This is a genomic window from Sulfurovum xiamenensis (assembly GCF_030347995.1).
Lineage (GTDB): Bacteria > Campylobacterota > Campylobacteria > Campylobacterales > Sulfurovaceae > Sulfurovum > Sulfurovum xiamenensis.
In genome coordinates this window covers 54,958-73,726 of the sequence record NZ_JAQIBC010000003.1, presented here as the reverse complement: position 1 = coordinate 73,726, position 18,769 = coordinate 54,958, and the positions used below count along the sequence as shown (strand labels likewise).

The following is an 18,769-nucleotide window of genomic DNA, read 5'->3' as shown; positions in this document are numbered from 1 at the left end:
TTCCTTTCTAGTTAGTTTGAATTGAGATCTTATCTCTTGAATCTGGGTTCTTACACCACATAAAAACATTCACTGTGAACGTTTATATCTAGTCTAGTTCCTAGAGAAAATTGGATGCAAATTATATCGAAAAATTCTTTAGAATTTCTTATACTTAGAATAAGGGAGAAGAAAGAGGGTTAAACTGTTTCTTTAAGACAAGAAACAGCCTGCAGAGATTACTCTGCAGCTGTGAATTTGATGCTATCTTTATCTATCATACCAGTACCTACTGGGATAAGACGTCCGATAACAACGTTTTCTTTAAGATCTTCAAGCGTATCTACTGTTCCTGCGATCGATGCAGAAGTCAGTACTTTTGTTGTATCCTGGAATGAGGCAGCAGAGATAATACTGTCTGCTCCAACCGCTGAACGGGTAATACCTACAAGCATTGGCTCAGCAATAGCAGGTTCACCGCTCAGTGCGATCACTCTTTCATTCTCTTCTTGGAACTTACGACGAGAGACGATATCTCCAGCGATAAACTTAGAGTCACCACTCTCAACCACTTTCACTTGTCTCATCATTTGAGATGTCACGATCTCGATGTGCTTATCTGAGATATTAACCCCTTGTCTACGGTAAACCATCTGTACCTCAGATACAATGTACTCATACAATGCTTTTTCACCGAGTGCCGCAAGGATATCATGACTTGAGATCGTACCGTCAGTCAGTTTTTCACCCGCATGCACATATTCACCCGCATGAACAAGTGCTACTTTATTCTTATCTACAAACTGCTCAGTGACCTGATTATTGTCACCAGTAATGATCAGTCTCTCTTTACCACGTAATGGCTTACCGAAACTTACTACACCATCAATCTGTGCAATTAATGCGATATCTTTAGGACGTCTCGCTTCAAAGAGTTCAGAAACTCTTGGAAGACCCCCGGTAATATCTTTTGATTTGATCGCCGCTTTTGGTGTTTTTGCCAAGATATCTGCGATACTTACTTCGTCTCCATCTTTTACAAAAAGGATCGTCTTCGCATCCAATTGATAACGTATCAACTCTCCGCTTTCAGTTGCCAACACGATCGCTGGTTTATAAGCAGCAGGGATATACTCATTCAGCTCAAGTCTTGTATCACCTGTCACTTCATCAAACTGTTCAACCACAGTTACACCCGGGATGATATCTTCAAACTTCAGTTTCCCTTGCTGTTCAGCAATAATAGGCTCTGAATATGGATCCCACTCAGCGATCACTACCTGAGAAGCTGTCTCTGGTGCAGAAAGAAGATCACCTCTTTGTACCATTGCATCATTGTCCACTTTTACGACAGAACCTCTTGAGATATAATGTCTTGCTGCTTCTCTGTTGTTTTCATCAACAACTACAGCAAAGAGACCTTTTTCTACTACTTTTGTACCTTCAGTAATCCCTGTATGTGCTTCAAGGTAATCCCCTTTAAGTAAGAAGAACTTCACTGTACCTTTTGACTCAGAAACCACATTTTGTGTCACTGGTGCACCATCTTCCACTTTAAGTTCAGAAGCAAATGGCACACGGCTTGGTACAGACCAACCCTCATTGATCACTTCAACAATAGAGTCACCCTCTTTTACCTTATCACCATCTTGAAGCGGTAAGAAAAGTTTTCCTTCAACTTTACCTGCAACACCTGCAAGTTCATTTGACTTGGCGACATCTGATTTTCTGAGATTATACTTTATCTCATCTGCGCTGCCTGCATTGACAGAGATCACATACTCGTCATGTGTCACAATAAGAGAGATCGTACCATCTACCGTTGCTTTGATCTTCGGTTCAACCAAAAGAACCCCAGCATTTCTTCTGTTTGCGACGATCAGGTTACCCTCTCTGTTACGGTATACATTCAGGTTGTAGTATCTGATGAAACCTTCTTTGCTCGCGATGACTTGTCTATCTTCTTTACCTGCTGTTGCCGTACCACCTGTGTGGAATGTACGGAGTGTAAGCTGTGTACCTGGCTCACCGATAGATTGTGCGGCGATAACCCCTACCGCTTCTCCACGTTTCACGATTTTGTTATCCGCCATGTTCAGACCATAACATTTTGCACAGATACCTTTTGGTGCTTTACATGATGATGGTGCTCTCATCACCACTGAACGTACACCTGCATCTTGTACTCTTCCCGCAGTCTCTTCATCTATCATCGTACCTTCACTGACCAATACTTCAGAAGTAATAGGATCAATCACATCTTCAGCCAATACTCTACCGTAGATACGATCTGCCAATGGCTCGATCATTTCATTACCCACAACGATATCTGATACTTCTACACCTTCGTGTGTACCACAATCTGTCATAGAGATCTTCACGTTTTGTGCCACATCGATCAGTTTTCTTGTCAAGTAACCCGCATTCGCTGTCTTAAGTGCTGTATCGGCAAGACCTTTTCTCGCACCGTGCGTTGAAATAAAGTACTCAAGTACATTCAGACCTTCACGGAAGTTCGACGTAATAGGTGTTTCAATAATAGACCCGTCCGATTTCGCCATAAGACCCCTCATACCAGAAAGCTGTCTGATCTGTGCTGCGGAACCTCTCGCCCCAGAGTCTGCCATCATGTGAACCGAGTTAAACCCGTCTTTGTCTTCTCTAATAAGAGACATAAGACCCTCGGCAATACCATTGTTCGCATCCGTCCAGATATCGATAATTTTGTTATACCGCTCTTGATCCGTTAAAAGACCCGCACCATACTGTCTTTGGATCTCTTTTACTTCTTCTTTGGCAGAAAGAACGTTCTCTGCTTTCATCTCAGGGATCTTGATATCATCCACAGAGATAGAAACACCTACTTTAGTTGCATATTTGAAACCCATATCCTTAAGATTATCAAGGAAACCTGCAGCTTCAGAAACACCACCTATTTTATAGATATAGTCAACCAACGCACCGATATCTTTTTTCTTCAACACTTTGTTCCAGTATTTTTCCGGTACATAATCAGGAATGATCGATTTCAAGATCAGTCTACCTGCAGTTGATTTTGTAATATGTCCATCGACCACTGTTCTGATACGTGCATTAAGATCCAGTGACTGTTGTTCAAAAGCAATTTCTACTTCTTCTACATTTGCAAAGAGTTTATGTTCACCTTTGACATCATTTTTTTCAAGTGTAAGGTAATACAGACCCAAAATCATATCCTGTGAAGGTACGGCGATCGCCTTACCTGATGCCGGAAGCAAGATGTTCATCGATGCAAGCATCAATACTTTTGCCTCAGCGATCGCTTCATCAGAAAGTGGTACGTGTACGGCCATTTGGTCCCCATCGAAGTCGGCGTTGAACGCAGAACATACCAGCGGGTGCAATTGGATCGCTTTACCCTCGATCAGTCTCGGGTGGAACGCTTGGATCGACAATTTGTGAAGTGTTGGTGCACGGTTCAGTAAGATAGGATAGTTATCAACTACCTCTTCAAGACACTCCCATACTTCATTCTCTTGCTTTTCGATCATCTTTTTGGCTTGTTTCAGTGTCGTTGCATACCCTTTTTCTTCAAGCTTTGCCATCAAATGCGGCTTAAAGAGTTCGATCGCCATTTTCTTAGGCAGTCCACACTGGTCCATACGTAGATCCGGACCAACAACGATAACCGAACGACCAGAGAAGTCAACCCTTTTACCAAGAAGGTTTTGTCTAAAACGACCTTGTTTACCTTTGATCACTTCAGAGAGTGACTTCAATGGTCTTTTGTTTGCACCTTTAACTGCATTTCCTCTTCTACCGTTATCAAAAAGTGCATCGACTGCTTCTTGAAGCATACGCTTTTCATTTCTAACGATAATTTCAGGTGCATCAAGTTCTACCAATCTTTTAAGTCTCTGGTTTCTGTTGATCACTCTTCTATAAAGGTCATTCACATCAGAAACAGCGAATTTACCGCCATCAAGACTTACAAGAGGTCTTAGATCCGGTGGAAGTACGGGCAGTTGTGTCAACATCATCCACTCTGGTCTGTTACCTGAGTGAAGGAATGCTTCGATCACCTTCAGACGTTTAACGATCGTCTTTCTTTTTGCTTCAGATTTTGTCGCTTCTATATCAAGTTTCAACTGATTGAACATATCCACAAGGTCAAGTTCTGCAAGCAGTTCCTGAATGATCTCTCCACCCATTCTTGCATCAAGGTCTGTGCCGCCAAAACGTTGAGTGATCTGTTGATACTGCTCTTCATTCAATACATCATATTTTGCCAGTGGCGTTAAACCTTCACTGTCATAAGATGCTTCACCCGGTGTTTTAACGATATATGCTTCATAATAAAGTACTCTCTCAAGGTCTTTCATCTTTACACCCAAAAGTGTACCGATACGTGATGGAAGTGAAGAGACATACCAGATATGTGCCACAGGCGCGATAAGATCAATGTGCCCCATACGGTTTCTTCTTACTTTAGAAGTGGTGACTTCAACCCCACATTTTTCACATACGACACCTTTATAACGCATCTTTTTGTATTTACCGCAAAGACACTCATAGTCTCTGATAGGTCCAAAGATCTTCGCACAGAAAAGACCATCTCTTTCTGGTTTGAGGGTTCTATAGTTGATCGTCTCTGGTTTTTTTACTTCACCGTAACTCCATGAGAGTACTTTCTCCGGACTTGCAACTCTAAGCTGTAGTGCTGCGACATCATTCGGTCTCTCTTCGCTGTTAAGATCTATTGGTGTTAAATTCTCTAAAAACTTACTCATTTTCACCCTCCACTTCTTTTTTACTCTCATATAATTCTGTATCAAGACCTAATGCTTGAAGCTCTTTTGTCAATACGAACATAGTTTCAGGTACACCTGATTCAGGAACAGCTTCACCTTTGGTGATCGCTCTGTATGCTCTTGCTCTACCTTCAACATCATCTGATTTGATGGTCAGCATCTCTTTAAGTGTATGTGATGCACCATAGGCTTCAAGTGCCCATACTTCCATCTCACCGAATCTTTGTCCACCGAAGAGTGCTTTACCACCCACTGGCTGTTGTGTTACAAGTGAGTAAGGTCCAGTTGAACGTGCATGCACTTTTTCATCAACCAGGTGGTGAAGTTTAAGCATATACATATAACCCACATTGACTCTCTCTATCATCTGCTCACCGGTTTTCCCGTCAAACAGAACCATTTTACCATCACTGTCCATCTTAGCCATTTCGAAAAGTTTGTCGAATTCAGCTTGATTTGCTCCTTCAAATACTGGTGCAGCAAATTTTACACCTCTAGACCAGTCTCTACCGTATTTGATCAACTCTTCATCGCTCATACTCTCTAACAGTGCTTTTGCATTCATCAATTTTGCTACATCTGCAATTTCACTCATCTTCGCTCTGAGATCTTTAATGAACGTCTCTTTTTGATCCTTAAACATCTCTTCGATCTGCTCTCCAAGGTTTTTACCAACCAATCCCAAGTGTACTTCAAGGATCTGCCCGATATTCATACGAGAAGGTACCCCTAGTGGGTTCAAAATAATTTCTACCGGTCTTCCATCTTCCTGGTATGGCATATCGATCTCTGGTACGATATTAGAAACGATACCTTTATTTCCGTGACGTCCTGCCATTTTATCACCTACTTTGAGCTTTCTCTTGGTAGCGATATAGATCTTTACAAGCTTCGTGACACCTGAAGGGAGAATATCATCTTTTTCAAGTACGCTCAATTTCTCTTCATGCTCTGTCTTCAGTCTCTTCTTTTGTTTCAAGAAGTAATTTTTTAGTGACTCATATTCATTCTGTACATCTTCTGTGAAAGACTGAACTACGCCTCTTAGTGCAAATCTGTTTACACCCTTGATCGTCTCTTCATCGATCTTAGAACCTGCTGCATACTCCGTTTCACCGATCGTTACAGCTTTCACCAATTCTTGTCCTGAAAGGTAGTTTGCAATACGCAAGATCTCTTCTCTATCTATCATAAGAAGTTGATCATGATGGTCACTGTCCAGGATCGCTTTCTCTTCTTCATAGGCCTGGATCGCACGTGCGTCTTTTTCATACCCTTTTTTCGTAAAGACTTTGATATCGACAACCACACCTTCCATGGATGCTGGACAGTAGAGCGATTTATTGACCACATGTCCTGCTTTTTCACCAAAGATCGCTCTTAAGAGTCTCTCTTCTGGTGTTGGTTTGATCTCACCTTTAGGACTGACTTTACCTACCAGGATCATACCAGGTTTTACATAGGTACCGATCTGAACGATACCACTCTCATCCAAGTGAAGCAACTCATCTTCGCGGATATTCGGGATATCACGCGTGATCTCTTCCGTACCATGTTTAAGTTCTCTTGCTTCCACTTCTTTTTCATAGGTATGCACTGACGTAAATGTATCTTCACGGATCAGTTTTTCAGAAATAATAATCGCATCCTCATAGTTATATCCATACCAAGGCATAAATGCAACACGGATATTCTTACCGATCGCAAGTTCTCCCTGATCCATATTCGCACCATCGGCGATGACCTGTTTCGCTTCGATCTTGTCACCGAGTTTTACAATAGGTGTTTGCGTGAACGTCGTGTTCTGGTTGGTTCTCATGTTCTTTTCAAGCGGATAGTGGTCTATGAATACACCACTCTCATCTTCGCCCATGATATAGATGTTCTTCGCATCTACTTTTTCAACCGTACCGGCTCTTTCTGCCTTCACACATTCCCATGCATCACGACTCACGATCGCTTCCATACCTGTACCGACCACTGGTGCCTCTGTTTTAAGAAGAGGTACCGCCTGACGTTGCATGTTCGATCCCATCAGTGCACGGTTCGCATCATCGTGCTCCAAGAATGGAATCAATGCCGCTGCAGAACCAGAGATCATCAATGGAGAGATATCGATAAGATCAACTCTTTTTGCCTCATTAAGTTCGATATTCCCGTTCAGTCTGGTCTCGATAAGATCTTCAACGATACGTCCGTTCTCATCAACAACAGTTGACGCAGGCGCGATACATTTGTCCTCTTCCTGTGTGGCAGTAATGTAGACAATTTCATCTGTCACTTGGCAATCTTTCACCACTTTATAGGGTGCTTCAATGAATCCATGTTCATTTACTTTCGAGTAGGTCGCCAAAGTATTGATAAGACCAATGTTCTGACCTTCCGGAGTCTCAATTGGACAGATACGTCCATAATGTGTAGGGTGTACATCCCTTACTTCAAATCCGGCTCTCTCTTTAACAAGACCACCCTCACCCAATGCTGAAAGTCTTCTTTTGTGTGTTACTTCTGAAAGTGGGTTCGTCTGATCCATAAACTGTGAAAGCTGCCCTGATGAGAAGAACTCCAAGATCGTATTGGTGATCATTTTAGAGTTTACCAGATCATGTGGCATCAACTCATCGAGTGTTCCAGATACTGTTGTCATCTTGTCTTTGATCGCTTTTTGCATCTTCACAAGACCACTGTGAAGCTCATTACCAAGAAGCTCACCGATCGCTCTGATTCTTCTGTTACCTAAGTGGTCTCTATCATCGATATGACCTTGACCATTCTTTACTTTAATAAGATATTTCACCGTATGGATAAGATCTTCTGCAGTCAGTACTGTAGCATACTCAGGAATATCCAGACCCAACTTGTGGTTCATTTTCATACGACCGACTTTAGTCAGGTCATATCTTTCCGGATCAAAGAAGAGTTGCTGTAAGAATGCCTTAGCCGCGTCAGGTGTGACTGGTTCACCCGGTCTCATCACTTTGTAGATACGGATCGCTGAAAGTACATTTTCATCATCGATCTGTTCTGTTTGCTTTAAAAGTCTTAAACTTTCGTTATCTGCGATAAATGCATTAATGATCGACATATCCGCACCTTCAGCAAGGTCATTGATGATCTCGATCGTATCAATACCCTCTTCGATCATCTTTTTAAGTTTGCTCTCATCCAAAGGTGTCACGACATCATAGAGTACTTCACCGCTCTCCTGATCAATGATAGGCTTAGCCAAGTGTCTTTCCATCAATACTTCAAGCGGATATTCGATCCACTCCAAACCATCTTCGATCAGTTTCTCTGCTTTTTTCTTTGTCAGTCTTTTCCCAGCATTGACAACCGTATTACCATCCATGTCTTTGACATCATACTCTGCTCTACCGCCAAAATCATTCGCATCAAATCTTACGAGGAATCTGTTGTCTTTGATATGGATCTCTTTTGTTGCGTAGAAGAGTTTTACAATATCATCTTTAGAGTAATCCAATGCTCTGAAAAGAATCGTCACAGGGATCTTTCTTCTTTTGTTGATACGTGCATAGAGGATATCTTTGGAATCATATTCAAAATACAACCATGAACCACGATCTGGGATGATCTGTGCAGAGTAAAGCATACCGCTTCCTGCAGTCGTTCCCTCTTCTTCTTTGAAGATAACACCCGGAGATCTGTGAAGTTGATTGACGATTACTCTTTCAACACCATTGACAACAAATGAAGTTCTGTCTGTCATCAATGGAATATCACGTACGAAAACAGCTTGTTCTTTGATCTCTTTTGGATCAAGTTTTTCCCCTGTTTTTTCATCTCTGTTCCAGATCGTTAGTGCAATATTCATCTTTAGTGATACAGAGTAGGTCAACCCTCTCTCCATACACTCTCTAACGGTATATTTTGGTTTAACAATTTCAGAGTTTTTATACGTAAGTGTCAGTCTGTTTTGTTGGTCATGGATAGGGAAAGAAGATCTGAAAACTTTCTCTAATGTAGAGTTTTTTCTGTCTTTTTCACCTAGCATTAAAAAGTTTTCATAACTTTTTTGTTGAAGTTGGAGCAAATTTGGGATTTCAATTTCTCTTGGTGTTTTGGAAAAGTCAACACGGAGTCTGTTACCAGAATGTAAAGAATTTAACATGGGTTATCCTTATTTCGGTTTAGTTTGGTTTATGTAGTGTGTTTAATGTGTATATATTGGGTATACAAAAAAACTATTGCCGTGAGGGTATGAAAATGTCTCCGAATAGTTTATCGCTATATCCAATGAGGTTTGTGACTTGAGCTTAGGCAAATTGCCTAAGCTCTTTTAAATAATAAAAATTATTTAAGCTCGCATTTAGCGCCAGCTTCTTCAAGTTGTTTCTTGAAGTCTTCTGCTTCTTCTTTAGAAACACCTTCTTTAAGTACAGATGGAGTCTCTTCAACAGCAGCTTTCGCTTCTTTAAGACCAAGACCAGTGATCGCTCTTACTGCTTTAATAGCGTTGATTTTTTTATCACCTGCATCAACAAGTACAACGTTGAACTCTGTTTGTTCTTCAGCAGCTTCAGCAGCTACTGCTCCACCACCAGCTACTACTGTAGCTTGTGCAGATACACCAAATTTTTCTTCAAATTCTTTTACAAGCTCAGAAAGCTCAAGTACTGACATGTTTGAGATAAACTCAAGAACATCTTCTTTAGTTGTTGCCATAATTAATTCCTTAAATTATAATTATATGAAATGAAACATTTTACAGTTTCAAATTAAAAGAGCCTCGTGGCTCTCACCACTCTACGCCTCTTCTTCTTTTTTTGCTGCTAATGCATTCAAACCAATTGTAAAGTTTTGTACCGGTGCATTCCAAACATTAAGAAGCATACCGATAAGCTCGTCTCTAGTAGGAAGTTTAGCCATTGCATTAATGGTTTCCAAGCTAGCAACTTCACCCTGGATCAAACCAGTTTTGATTGAAAAAGTATTTTTAAAATCAGTAGCTGCTTTGTCAGCGATTTTACAAGGTGTAACTTGTGCATCACCCCAGATTACAAGGTTTGTTTCTGTAAACTCAACATCTTCACACCCAGCATTTTTTAATGCGATACGTGCTAGTTTGTTTTTTACAACTTGGACTTTGATCTCTTCATCTTTTGCAAGATTTCTTACAACTTCAAGATTCTCAACAGTCATACCTTTGTAATCACAAACGATAATGGCACCAGCGTCTTTAAACTCTGCTGTCATTTCTGCAACTAGTTCTTCTTTTCTAGTTCTAGTCATATAATTCTCCTTCCGACCTCTAAAAGGGTTCCCCTAAAGGACCATATATTCTTTCGAATATATTAATTAAGCTTTCGCCCCTCTTATCTTTGACCTAAGATTAATGAGTAGTAAAAATTACCCTCAAACAAAAACTACACCCGTAGTTTTTATTTGAAGATAATATAAAGAAGGCACAGCCTTCTTTATGCATGGATTATTTCATCTCCATTAATTCTGCTGTATCTAAAGTGATAGATGGGCTCATTGTAAGTGAAATCGCACCATTCGTGATATATCTACCTTTTGCAGATGCTGGTTTTGCTTTATTGATCGTTTCAAGAAGTGTTACAAAGTTTTCTTTGATCTTCTCTTCTGAAAAAGAAACTTTACCGATACCAGCGTGGATGTTACCTTTTTTGTCTACTCTAAAGTTAACCTGTCCACCTTTTGCATTCTCAACTGCTTTAGCCACATCCATCGTTACCGTACCAGTCTTAGGGTTTGGCATAAGTCCTTTTGGCCCAAGGATTCTTGCTACTTTACCAAGAACACCCATCATGTCTGGTGTTGAGATAACGATATCAAAATCAATGTTACCCGCTTGAATTGATTCGATAAGATCTGTAGAACCTACCAAATCTGCACCTGCTGCTTTTGCTTCATCAGCTTTAGCGTCTTTTGCAAATACTGCTACTCTTACTGTTTTACCAGTTCCATTAGGAAGAACAACTGATCCTCTAACCATTTGATCTGCATGTCTTGGGTCAACGTTCAAGTTAAGTGCAACTTCAACTGTTTCATCAAATTTAGCCGATTTAAGGTTTTTAAGTGTAGCCATTGCTTCATCAACACTATATGTTTTAGTCACATCTACTAGTTTAAGTAGTGCTTCTCTTCTTTTACTTGGTTTTTTTGCCATTTTATTCTCCGCTTTATGTGCTCCCACATTTCAAATCATGTGGTTATGATTGTCTTTAAAAAGACTAGTCTACGATCTCAACACCCATACTTTTACAAGAACCAGCAATAATATTCGCTGCCATTTCTCTGTCGTTTGTGTTAAGGTCAGCAATTTTTTGATCGATAATTTCGTCTAATTTTGCTTTAGTGATAGTTCCAACTTTGTTAAGAAGTGGATTATCCGTGCCTTTTTTAATGTTTGCTGCTTTTTTGATAAGGTCACTTGCAGGCGGTTGTTTTGTTTCAAATGTAAAACTTCTGTCTGCATATACTGTAACGATCACAGGAATCTTATATCCCATTTTATCTTTTGTTTTTTCATTAAAAGCTTTACAAAACTCCATAATGTTTACACCACGTTGTCCAAGTGCAGGACCTACCGGTGGTGATGGATTTGCTGATCCAGCTGGGATCATCATTTTGAACTTTTCAGTTATCTTTTTTGCCATCTGTTCTTCCTTTGTTTGAATTGACCTTTAGGTCTTATAGTATTTTTTCTACTTGTGTGTAGAGTATTTCAACCGGTGTATTTCTACCAAAGATTGAAACATTCAACTTTAACTTACCATGGTCAAGATCATACTCTTCTACCATACCTGTAAAGTTTGCGAACGGACCATCAATAATACGTACCATTTCGCCTGTTTCAAAATCAACTTTAGGTCTTGGTGCAGCTTTTTGCTCCATTTTGTCTAAAATCACTTTGATATCTGCCTCTGAAAGTGCAGTAGGTGTCTTTTGTTCACCGATAAATCTAGATACTCTTGGCAAAGATTGTATCTTATGCCAGAGGTCAGTATCCAGGTCTATATGTGCGAAAGCATACCCAGAATACAATGTTCTTTCAGTAATCTTTTTTACGCCGTTTTTAACTTCGATCACTTCTTCTGTAGGAACGACTACACGTTCAAGCTTCTCTTCAATCCCATGATCTTTTACAAGTTGTTCGATCGCTCTTTTTACAGCTTGCTCAGAACCTGAATATGTTTGAATTGCATACCATTGATAAGCCATTGTCTATCCTATAAAACTGATGATACGATTGATGACATGAGAAAGTCGACCAATGCTAAAAAAATTGATATTACAGTTACTACGAGAACAACTGCTAAAAATGCTTGTCTTACTTGTACTTTTGTTGGAAATATAACTTTATGAATCTCCGCTTTCGCGTGTGCTATAAATGTTGAAAGTTTTCCCATATATATTACCTTTACTTGTGGCAGGCCAAGAGGGACTCGAACCCCCGGCACCTGGTTTTGGAGACCAGTGCTCTACCAACTGAGCTATTGGCCTAGAAATGATACTATGGGACAAAGCCCGATAGTATTTAACAAAAGTCTCCGATTACAGCTTCATCTCTTTGTGTACTGTATGGCACTTACACCATTTACAATACTTTTTAAGAGCAAGTTTCTCTGTTGTCGTTTTCTTGTTTTTATTGGTGTGATAGTTACGTCTTGTACATTTCTCACAACCTAAGTGAACTGTTTCTCTCATTGTTATCTCCTATGATAAGTGCGCAAGAGGCAAGCCTCCTGCATGGTGTTATTAAGCAATAATCTTAGAAACAACACCGGCACCAACTGTTCTACCACCTTCACGGATAGCGAACTTAGTACCTTCATCAAGTGCAACAGGAGCGATAAGCTCAACATTGATTTTAACGTTGTCTCCTGGCATAACCATTTCAGTACCTTCTTGAAGTTGAACTGAACCTGTTACGTCTGTTGTACGAACGTAGAACTGTGGTCTATAGTTGTTAAAGAATGGAGTGTGTCTACCACCCTCTTCTTTAGTAAGAACATAGATCTCAGCTTCAAATGAAGTGTGCGGAGTGATTGAACCTGGCTTACAAAGTACCATACCTCTTTGTACAGCTTCTTTATCGATACCACGGATAAGAACACCACAGTTATCACCAGCTTCACCACAATCCATTTCTTTACGGAACATTTCAACACCAGTTACAGTTGTTTTTTGAGTATCTTTAAGACCAACGATCTCAACTTCGTTACCCACACATACAGTACCTCTGTCAACTTTACCAGTTACAACTGTACCACGACCTTGGATAGTAAAGATATCTTCGATAGCCATTAGGAAATCTTTATCAGTTTCTCTTACTGGCTCAGGAATGTATGCATCTACTTCGTCCATTAGTTTGTAAATCTTTTCAGACCACTCACCAGCTGTACCAGCTTTAGCTTCTTCAAGTGCTTTAAATGCAGAACCAGCTACGATTGGAGTATCGTCACCTGGGAAGTCATACTCAGAAAGAAGTTCACGTACTTCCATCTCTACAAGCTCTAACATCTCTTCTTTATCTTCTTCATCAAGTTGGTCTTCTTTGTTCAAGAATACAACGATGTAAGGTACACCTACTTGCTTAGAAAGAAGGATGTGCTCTCTAGTTTGTGCCATTGGACCATCAGTCGCAGCGATAACAAGGATCGCACCGTCCATTTGAGCAGCACCAGTAATCATGTTTTTAACGTAGTCCGCGTGACCTGGACAGTCAACGTGAGCATAGTGTCTAGTTTCTGTTTCATACTCTACGTGAGAAGTAGCAATTGTAATTCCTCTTTCTCTCTCTTCAGGTGCGTTATCGATTTGATCATAATCCATTGCTGCAGCACCAGTTTTAAGACCTAAACACATTGTGATTGCAGCTGTCAATGTAGTTTTACCGTGGTCAACGTGACCGATAGTACCGATGTTAACATGCGGTTTCGTTCGTTCGAATTTTTCTTTAGCCATGCTATTCTCCTAGCGTAATATGATTTAAAGGCAGTATTATACCTAAATTTTCTTAGACCCCATACCTATATGGACAGAACTATTACAAAGCTGTAATACTTTTGTCCATACCATCATGGAGGGTGGAGCCCATAGTGAGACTTGAACTCACGACCTCTTCCTTACCAAGGAAGTGCTCTACCCCTGAGCCATATGGGCAACTCTATTGTATATAATTAAATGCGTGCGTCAAAGTCATAAATGAATAAAAAAGGAAAGCTTTTATATGTGAAGTTATTAGTCTGTTAAATACATAATTCACACAGCTCCCAGTTTATGGAGCGGGCGAAGGGATTCGAACCCTCGACAGCCTGCTTGGAAGGCAGGACCTCTAGCCACTGAGCTACGCCCGCATCTTTTATGCGATTTAACATATGGTGGTGAGTGAAGGATTCGAACCTTCGAAGACATAGTCAGCAGATTTACAGTCTGCCCTCGTTGGCCACTTGAGTAACTCACCATAATGTTTAAATCATTACTGGTCAAACACTGATAATTATATTTTTTCATGGAGCTGGTGAAGGGACTCGAACCCCCGACCTGCTGATTACAAATCAGCTGCTCTAGCCAACTGAGCTACACCAGCACCATCATTAAAAGTTGTTATACTTAAAATGGACGGGAATTATAGACAAAAAAGTTTTCAATGTCAAGGGTTTTAGGTAAATTTGTAAAAATTTCTCTTTTTTAGGTAATTTCTATAGAATACACCCACATAAAATGAAGATCATAGGCTATATAGAATGAAAATACTACTGGCACCAAGTGAAACCAAAAAAACAGGTGGAGAACGCTCTTTCGATCCTAGTACATTACTCTTTGAAGCGCTTTTGCCTTACAGAACCAAACTCCTGCATACCTATACTAATGTATTGCAAAAAGGGGATATCCCCACACTGTCAAAAATGTTCGGACTCAAAAAAGAAGCAGATATCCTTGCACACAAAAAAGATATCATTCATGAACTTACGATGAAAGCCATTCAAAGATATACAGGTGTAGCATTTGACCATCTGGGGTATGATGCATTGGATGAGAAGGCACAAGCATATATCGACAGCCATGTCATCCTCTTTTCAAACCTGTTTGGTCCCATCCGTGCTTCAGACCTCATCCCTGAGTATAAACTCAAACAGGGAGAGGCTGTCGGTGGCATCAAAACAGAGAAGTTTTACCATGAACACGCTGCAGAACTGATGGAAGCATACCTGGCTGAGGATGAGATACTGGATCTCCGTGCAGGTTTTTATGACAAATTCTATAAACCCACCAAACCCTATACTACACTCAAGTTCATCAAAGAGGGGAAAGTCGTTAGTCATTGGGCAAAGGCGTATAGAGGTATCGTCCTGCGTGAGATCGCCAAAGCGGGTATAGAAACCCTCGAAGCGTTCATGAAACTGCCTATAGAAGGGCTGAGTATTCAAGAGATCCAAACGAAAAAAAATAAAACTGAAATCATTTATGAGATAGGGTAAAGATGAAACTCCCTAGTGATGCAACACTCTATAAAGTATTTATTTTTCTTTTAGTACTGATGGTTGTATTGGGTATACTATTTGATACAGATTATAATTAAGGAAAAGCGATGAAAGAAAATCTTTTTGAAATGGGTGCACATTTTGAAGAGGGATGGTCATCGGACAATAAAAAGAAACCCTCTCAAAAAACCTCTACAGAGATCAGACCGCCAGAGAAACATCAATTGCATGTTGCAAAAGAGAAACGACGAGGTAAAGTGGTTACCATCGTCAAACCTTTTTACTTAGATAAAACAGATCTTCAGGCTCTGCTCAAAACGCTTAAAAAAAAGCTTGGTACAGGAGGTACGCTCAAAGATGACACTTTGGAGTTCCAAGGAGACATCCCTGAACTGCTGCGTACCTATTTGGAAGCTTTGGGGTATCGGTTTAAACACTAGATAACCCCATAGGGCTTACTTGCCTATCGCCAACGCATAGAGTACCATTTCCTCATTCTCCACAAATGCATTGACCTCGTCATCATAATAGGCCCCGATACCAGAACACCCTATACCCATATAGAGTGAAGCCATATAAAGTCTATGTCCTATAATGCCGGCTTTCTGGTAAAGTGCCTGATAGTTCTCTCCTTTGGAAGTGAGGAAAAAGGCTACCGCTCCCTGCATGGAGAGACTATACTGTTCCAAACTCAAATACCCCGCTTTTCTGGCAAAGTCTCCATACTTTATATACTCACCTTCTTTATAGAGTCCCAACGGCATATCAAGCACCCGGTTGATGACGACATACACAGAGACCTCTTCATCGCAGTCACTGGGTACAGGCTGGTGTATCGCTTCCATAATATAATTAAACTGTCCCTTGGTGATCGCACCTTCCTGAAAACCTCGCTGGGATCTACGTGTAAAGATCGTCTCTTGGAGTTTTGTCGTATTATAGGTAAACGTAGGGGCTTTCACTTCCCGTCTGCAGGATCCCAACTGCATTGTTTCATGATACGCCTGTTCTATAAGTGCATTACGTTCAAAGGTTCCACTGGCTTCAACATAAGGGAGGGAGAACTCTATGGGGTCTACTTTCTCTCCTTCTATCGGTCTCACCATAGCACACCCAGACAAGAACCACTCTCTCTCCCCAAACCCGAACATAAGATTAAGTTTTTCTCTGTCTATATCATACCGCACTTCCACTGCATTCGATTGAAGCAATGCGGATGCTTCTATGCTCCCTAAAAGGTGTCCCGCATCCAGAAGACAATATCTGAAGGCACGGTTCTTATATTTCCACGAAGAACGATAATAAACAGCAGAGACCAAAAACAGGTACCCTTGCATAGCGGTGCTATATCCCAAATAAGGTTCTAATCCCTCCTGTTTGGTAATACGTTGTAGCAGTGTCAAAGAGGAGGAACGTACTTCATAATGGTATATACCATCTTCTATACCTTCTACCCCTCGTGCCTGAAAATAGAGTTCATTAGGGTAGAGCGCACCTGCAGAAGGGTTGATGCGCAGGTAATACTCTCCGCTTGGATAACTTTTCTTTGCAGTCAATCCTGCAATATGGTATAGAAAATGGTCTGCTTCTTTTTCCAGATCCAATTTTCGTTTTTCATACTGTACTGGATAGTTTTTATAGGTACTGGGTTGATCCTCCCAAGAGAGCCTGTTAGGATTGGTGCGTACAGAATTGTAGGAGTGTTTGGTTGTACTATGGTACCAAAACATCAAAAACCTCAGCATGTCTGATTTTCAAAGACTCGATCTTTTGACAGGCTTTTTGAAACAATGCTACATGCTCAATACTCTCTGTGCACAAATGTTTATGTCGTTCATAAGAGGCTATAACTGTTTTCGCTTTCTTTTTCATATCTTTGCGGTTACGTTTAATATGTTCAAATGTAATCGCCCCATTGATTAACCCCTTTGCCAGGTTCGCCAAGGGATGTCCACCGAGCCTCAAAGGATGCCAGGCCTCTTCCAGCACTTCATGTGCCTCAAAATATTCTTCTTTATCAAGCAATTCAAGGTACGTTTTGAGTGCACCTTCTAGATCATCATTCATTGTTAACATAATGTATTTTAACTCTTTTTCTATCTATATTTGTCGGTGCCATGACATTTCTATCGTCAAGTAAAACACCTATTGACCTTAGAGGCAAGATACTTACCTCTCTCTTCGGATTTGCTTAAAACAAATGGATTCTTTTCATATTTTGTTCCATTTCGTGTATAATAGATCCAATATAGCATAAAGTAGCCAGATATGACGCAAGAAGAAAGAGATGAGATCAAAGTGCGTATAGAGACAAGTATCCATACGCTTAAAGAACAGATCGCCATACTTGAAGAGAAGGTAAAACCCATTGCTCCGGACTGTTCATTGGGGAGACTCACACGTCTGGAAGCCATGGGAGAGCAGCATGTCAACAACAAGATCATGGATGAATCAAAACTGCGTCTTACAAGGCTCACCAATGCCCTTTTACGTATAGACAAACCTATGTTAGGTATCTGTATCGAGTGTGAAGAACCTATCAAGATAGAACGTATGCGTATACGCCCTGAGAGTGTACGATGTGTCGAGTGTGCAAATCTATTATAGACTTCATCATAAAGGACACTTTTAGAACAAAGTCCTAAAAGCTACGCTTGTCGCTGAGATTACTTACGATTCAGCATTTAATGCCTCACTTGTACTGCAATTTAGTTGCTTGTCAGCAGTAGGCTCTCGCAACTGGTTGCTCTTGATTGCTTTGCAATATCGAAAACTATAGGCTTTCGATATTCCCTACGACTTTACCTACGATCGTCACTTCATCAGGGCCGATCGCCTGAGGTGGGTACATACTGTTATCAGAGATAAGCTCTATCATCCCATCTGCACGCTGCTGGATACGTTTGATGAACAACCCTCCCGTAGTCGATGCGATGAAGATGCCATTTTTATTGATGTTGGTTTGTGTTCTATCGATGAAAACAATACTTCCATCCTGCAAAGTGGGTTCCATCGATTCTCCATCCACATGGATGGCCTCAAGCTCAGTATTTCCCAGCCCTACCATATTACGCATGATCTTCTCATCGATATTGATCACTTCATAGTTCTCATCAAAGACCTCTGCACCCCCTCCCGCACTGGCACGGATATCTGAAAAGTAGTGCACCTGGAAAAACTTCTCTGTCTCCTCTTTGAGCATATCCACAGCCTGGTCAAAAAAGAGCCAGTTCACAGAGATCTTCTTCAGTGCACAAAACTCCAGTATCTCTTCATAGGGAATGGAGTTTCTTTTTTTCATGGTCGCGAAGGTTGCCTGAGGGATATTCAGAGCATGTGCCACATCTTTATCAAATACTTTTTTTCCTATTGTACTCTCAGAGAGCACATCTTTTAACTTTTCTATAATTTCACTGAGCACTAACATTTCAACTCCTTTTTTATTATATATGACAAATTATAAGATATTTTTCTTAAAAGTATGACAATTTGACATATTTTTTAAATATTTTACAATTTATTTATACA

Annotated in this window: 16 protein-coding genes and 5 tRNA genes; 3 read left to right on the top strand and 18 right to left on the bottom strand. The window is 40.5% G+C overall.

Features of this window, described 5'->3' with window-relative positions; genetic code table 11:
• Positions 1–218 precede the first annotated feature (218 nt).
• The 15 genes from rpoC to PF327_RS05880 form a co-directional block, all read right to left on the bottom strand.
• The gene (gene rpoC, locus PF327_RS05950) at positions 219–4,778 is read right to left on the bottom strand and encodes a DNA-directed RNA polymerase subunit beta' (protein WP_434481330.1); all 4,560 of its coding nucleotides are present in this window, start codon (positions 4,776–4,778) and stop codon (positions 219–221) included.
• The gene (rpoB, locus tag PF327_RS05945) at positions 4,741–8,898 is read right to left on the bottom strand and encodes a DNA-directed RNA polymerase subunit beta (protein WP_289401706.1); all 4,158 of its coding nucleotides are present in this window, start codon (positions 8,896–8,898) and stop codon (positions 4,741–4,743) included. The genes rpoC and rpoB overlap by 38 nt, the downstream gene beginning before the upstream one ends.
• A gap of 182 nt (positions 8,899–9,080) precedes the next feature.
• Positions 9,081–9,452 carry a 50S ribosomal protein L7/L12 gene (gene rplL, locus PF327_RS05940; protein WP_008245819.1) on the bottom strand — a complete coding sequence of 124 codons (372 nt, stop codon included), beginning with the start codon at positions 9,450–9,452 and terminating at the stop codon, positions 9,081–9,083.
• An 81-nt stretch (positions 9,453–9,533) separates the two neighbouring features.
• A complete protein-coding gene (gene rplJ, locus PF327_RS05935) occupies positions 9,534–10,019 on the bottom strand; it encodes a 50S ribosomal protein L10 (RefSeq protein WP_289401705.1) in 486 nt (161 codons plus the stop codon).
• A 196-nt stretch (positions 10,020–10,215) separates the two neighbouring features.
• Positions 10,216–10,920 carry a 50S ribosomal protein L1 gene (gene rplA, locus PF327_RS05930; protein WP_008245825.1) on the bottom strand — a complete coding sequence of 235 codons (705 nt, stop codon included), beginning with the start codon at positions 10,918–10,920 and terminating at the stop codon, positions 10,216–10,218.
• Between the two features lie 64 nt (positions 10,921–10,984).
• Positions 10,985–11,410, bottom strand: coding sequence for a 50S ribosomal protein L11 (gene rplK, locus PF327_RS05925; RefSeq protein WP_289401704.1), 426 nt, complete (start codon positions 11,408–11,410; stop codon positions 10,985–10,987).
• 34 nt (positions 11,411–11,444) lie between these two features.
• Positions 11,445–11,975, bottom strand: a complete 531-nt coding sequence (nusG, locus tag PF327_RS05920; RefSeq protein ID WP_008245829.1) for a transcription termination/antitermination protein NusG — start codon at positions 11,973–11,975, stop codon at positions 11,445–11,447.
• Positions 11,976–11,983: 8 nt separating this feature from the next.
• The gene (gene secE, locus PF327_RS05915; RefSeq protein WP_008245831.1) at positions 11,984–12,163 is read right to left on the bottom strand and encodes a preprotein translocase subunit SecE; all 180 of its coding nucleotides are present in this window, start codon (positions 12,161–12,163) and stop codon (positions 11,984–11,986) included.
• An 18-nt stretch (positions 12,164–12,181) separates the two neighbouring features.
• Positions 12,182–12,257: transfer RNA gene (locus PF327_RS05910), tRNA-Trp, on the bottom strand.
• A 51-nt stretch (positions 12,258–12,308) separates the two neighbouring features.
• Positions 12,309–12,461 (bottom strand): 50S ribosomal protein L33, encoded by a 153-nt coding sequence (gene rpmG, locus PF327_RS05905; protein WP_008245833.1) that lies wholly within the window; start codon positions 12,459–12,461, stop codon positions 12,309–12,311.
• A gap of 51 nt (positions 12,462–12,512) precedes the next feature.
• Complete coding sequence (gene tuf, locus PF327_RS05900; protein ID WP_289401703.1) at positions 12,513–13,721, bottom strand: elongation factor Tu; 1,209 nt, start codon at positions 13,719–13,721, stop codon at positions 12,513–12,515.
• A 123-nt stretch (positions 13,722–13,844) separates the two neighbouring features.
• Positions 13,845–13,919, bottom strand: a tRNA-Thr gene (locus PF327_RS05895).
• Positions 13,920–14,037: 118 nt separating this feature from the next.
• Positions 14,038–14,113 (bottom strand) — tRNA-Gly (locus tag PF327_RS05890).
• 22 nt (positions 14,114–14,135) lie between these two features.
• Positions 14,136–14,220, bottom strand: a tRNA-Tyr gene (locus PF327_RS05885).
• A 49-nt stretch (positions 14,221–14,269) separates the two neighbouring features.
• A tRNA-Thr gene (locus PF327_RS05880) sits at positions 14,270–14,346 on the bottom strand.
• Between the two features lie 157 nt (positions 14,347–14,503).
• Between PF327_RS05880 and PF327_RS05875 the strand changes: the two genes are divergently transcribed.
• Positions 14,504–15,238, top strand: coding sequence for a YaaA family protein (locus PF327_RS05875; RefSeq protein WP_289401702.1), 735 nt, complete (start codon positions 14,504–14,506; stop codon positions 15,236–15,238).
• Positions 15,239–15,348: 110 nt separating this feature from the next.
• Complete coding sequence (locus tag PF327_RS05870; RefSeq protein ID WP_008245841.1) at positions 15,349–15,681, top strand: SUI1 family translation initiation factor; 333 nt, start codon at positions 15,349–15,351, stop codon at positions 15,679–15,681.
• 15 nt (positions 15,682–15,696) lie between these two features.
• Here the strand turns inward: PF327_RS05870 and PF327_RS05865 are convergent, their stop codons facing one another.
• On the bottom strand, positions 15,697–16,971 hold the full coding sequence (locus PF327_RS05865) for a SagB family peptide dehydrogenase (protein ID WP_289401701.1): 1,275 nt from the start codon (positions 16,969–16,971) through the stop codon (positions 15,697–15,699).
• The gene (locus PF327_RS05860) at positions 16,955–17,317 is read right to left on the bottom strand and encodes a DUF309 domain-containing protein (protein ID WP_289401699.1); all 363 of its coding nucleotides are present in this window, start codon (positions 17,315–17,317) and stop codon (positions 16,955–16,957) included. The genes PF327_RS05865 and PF327_RS05860 overlap by 17 nt, the downstream gene beginning before the upstream one ends.
• Positions 17,318–17,509: 192 nt before the next feature.
• Here PF327_RS05860 and PF327_RS05855 point away from each other — a divergent pair, with 192 nt between their 5' ends.
• The gene (locus PF327_RS05855; RefSeq protein ID WP_289401698.1) at positions 17,510–17,848 is read left to right on the top strand and encodes a TraR/DksA family transcriptional regulator; all 339 of its coding nucleotides are present in this window, start codon (positions 17,510–17,512) and stop codon (positions 17,846–17,848) included.
• A 166-nt stretch (positions 17,849–18,014) separates the two neighbouring features.
• On the opposite strand, the gene PF327_RS05850 is transcribed toward PF327_RS05855, so the two are convergent.
• Positions 18,015–18,668 carry a LexA family transcriptional regulator gene (locus tag PF327_RS05850; RefSeq protein ID WP_289401697.1) on the bottom strand — a complete coding sequence of 218 codons (654 nt, stop codon included), beginning with the start codon at positions 18,666–18,668 and terminating at the stop codon, positions 18,015–18,017.
• Positions 18,669–18,769: the final 101 nt, after the last annotated feature.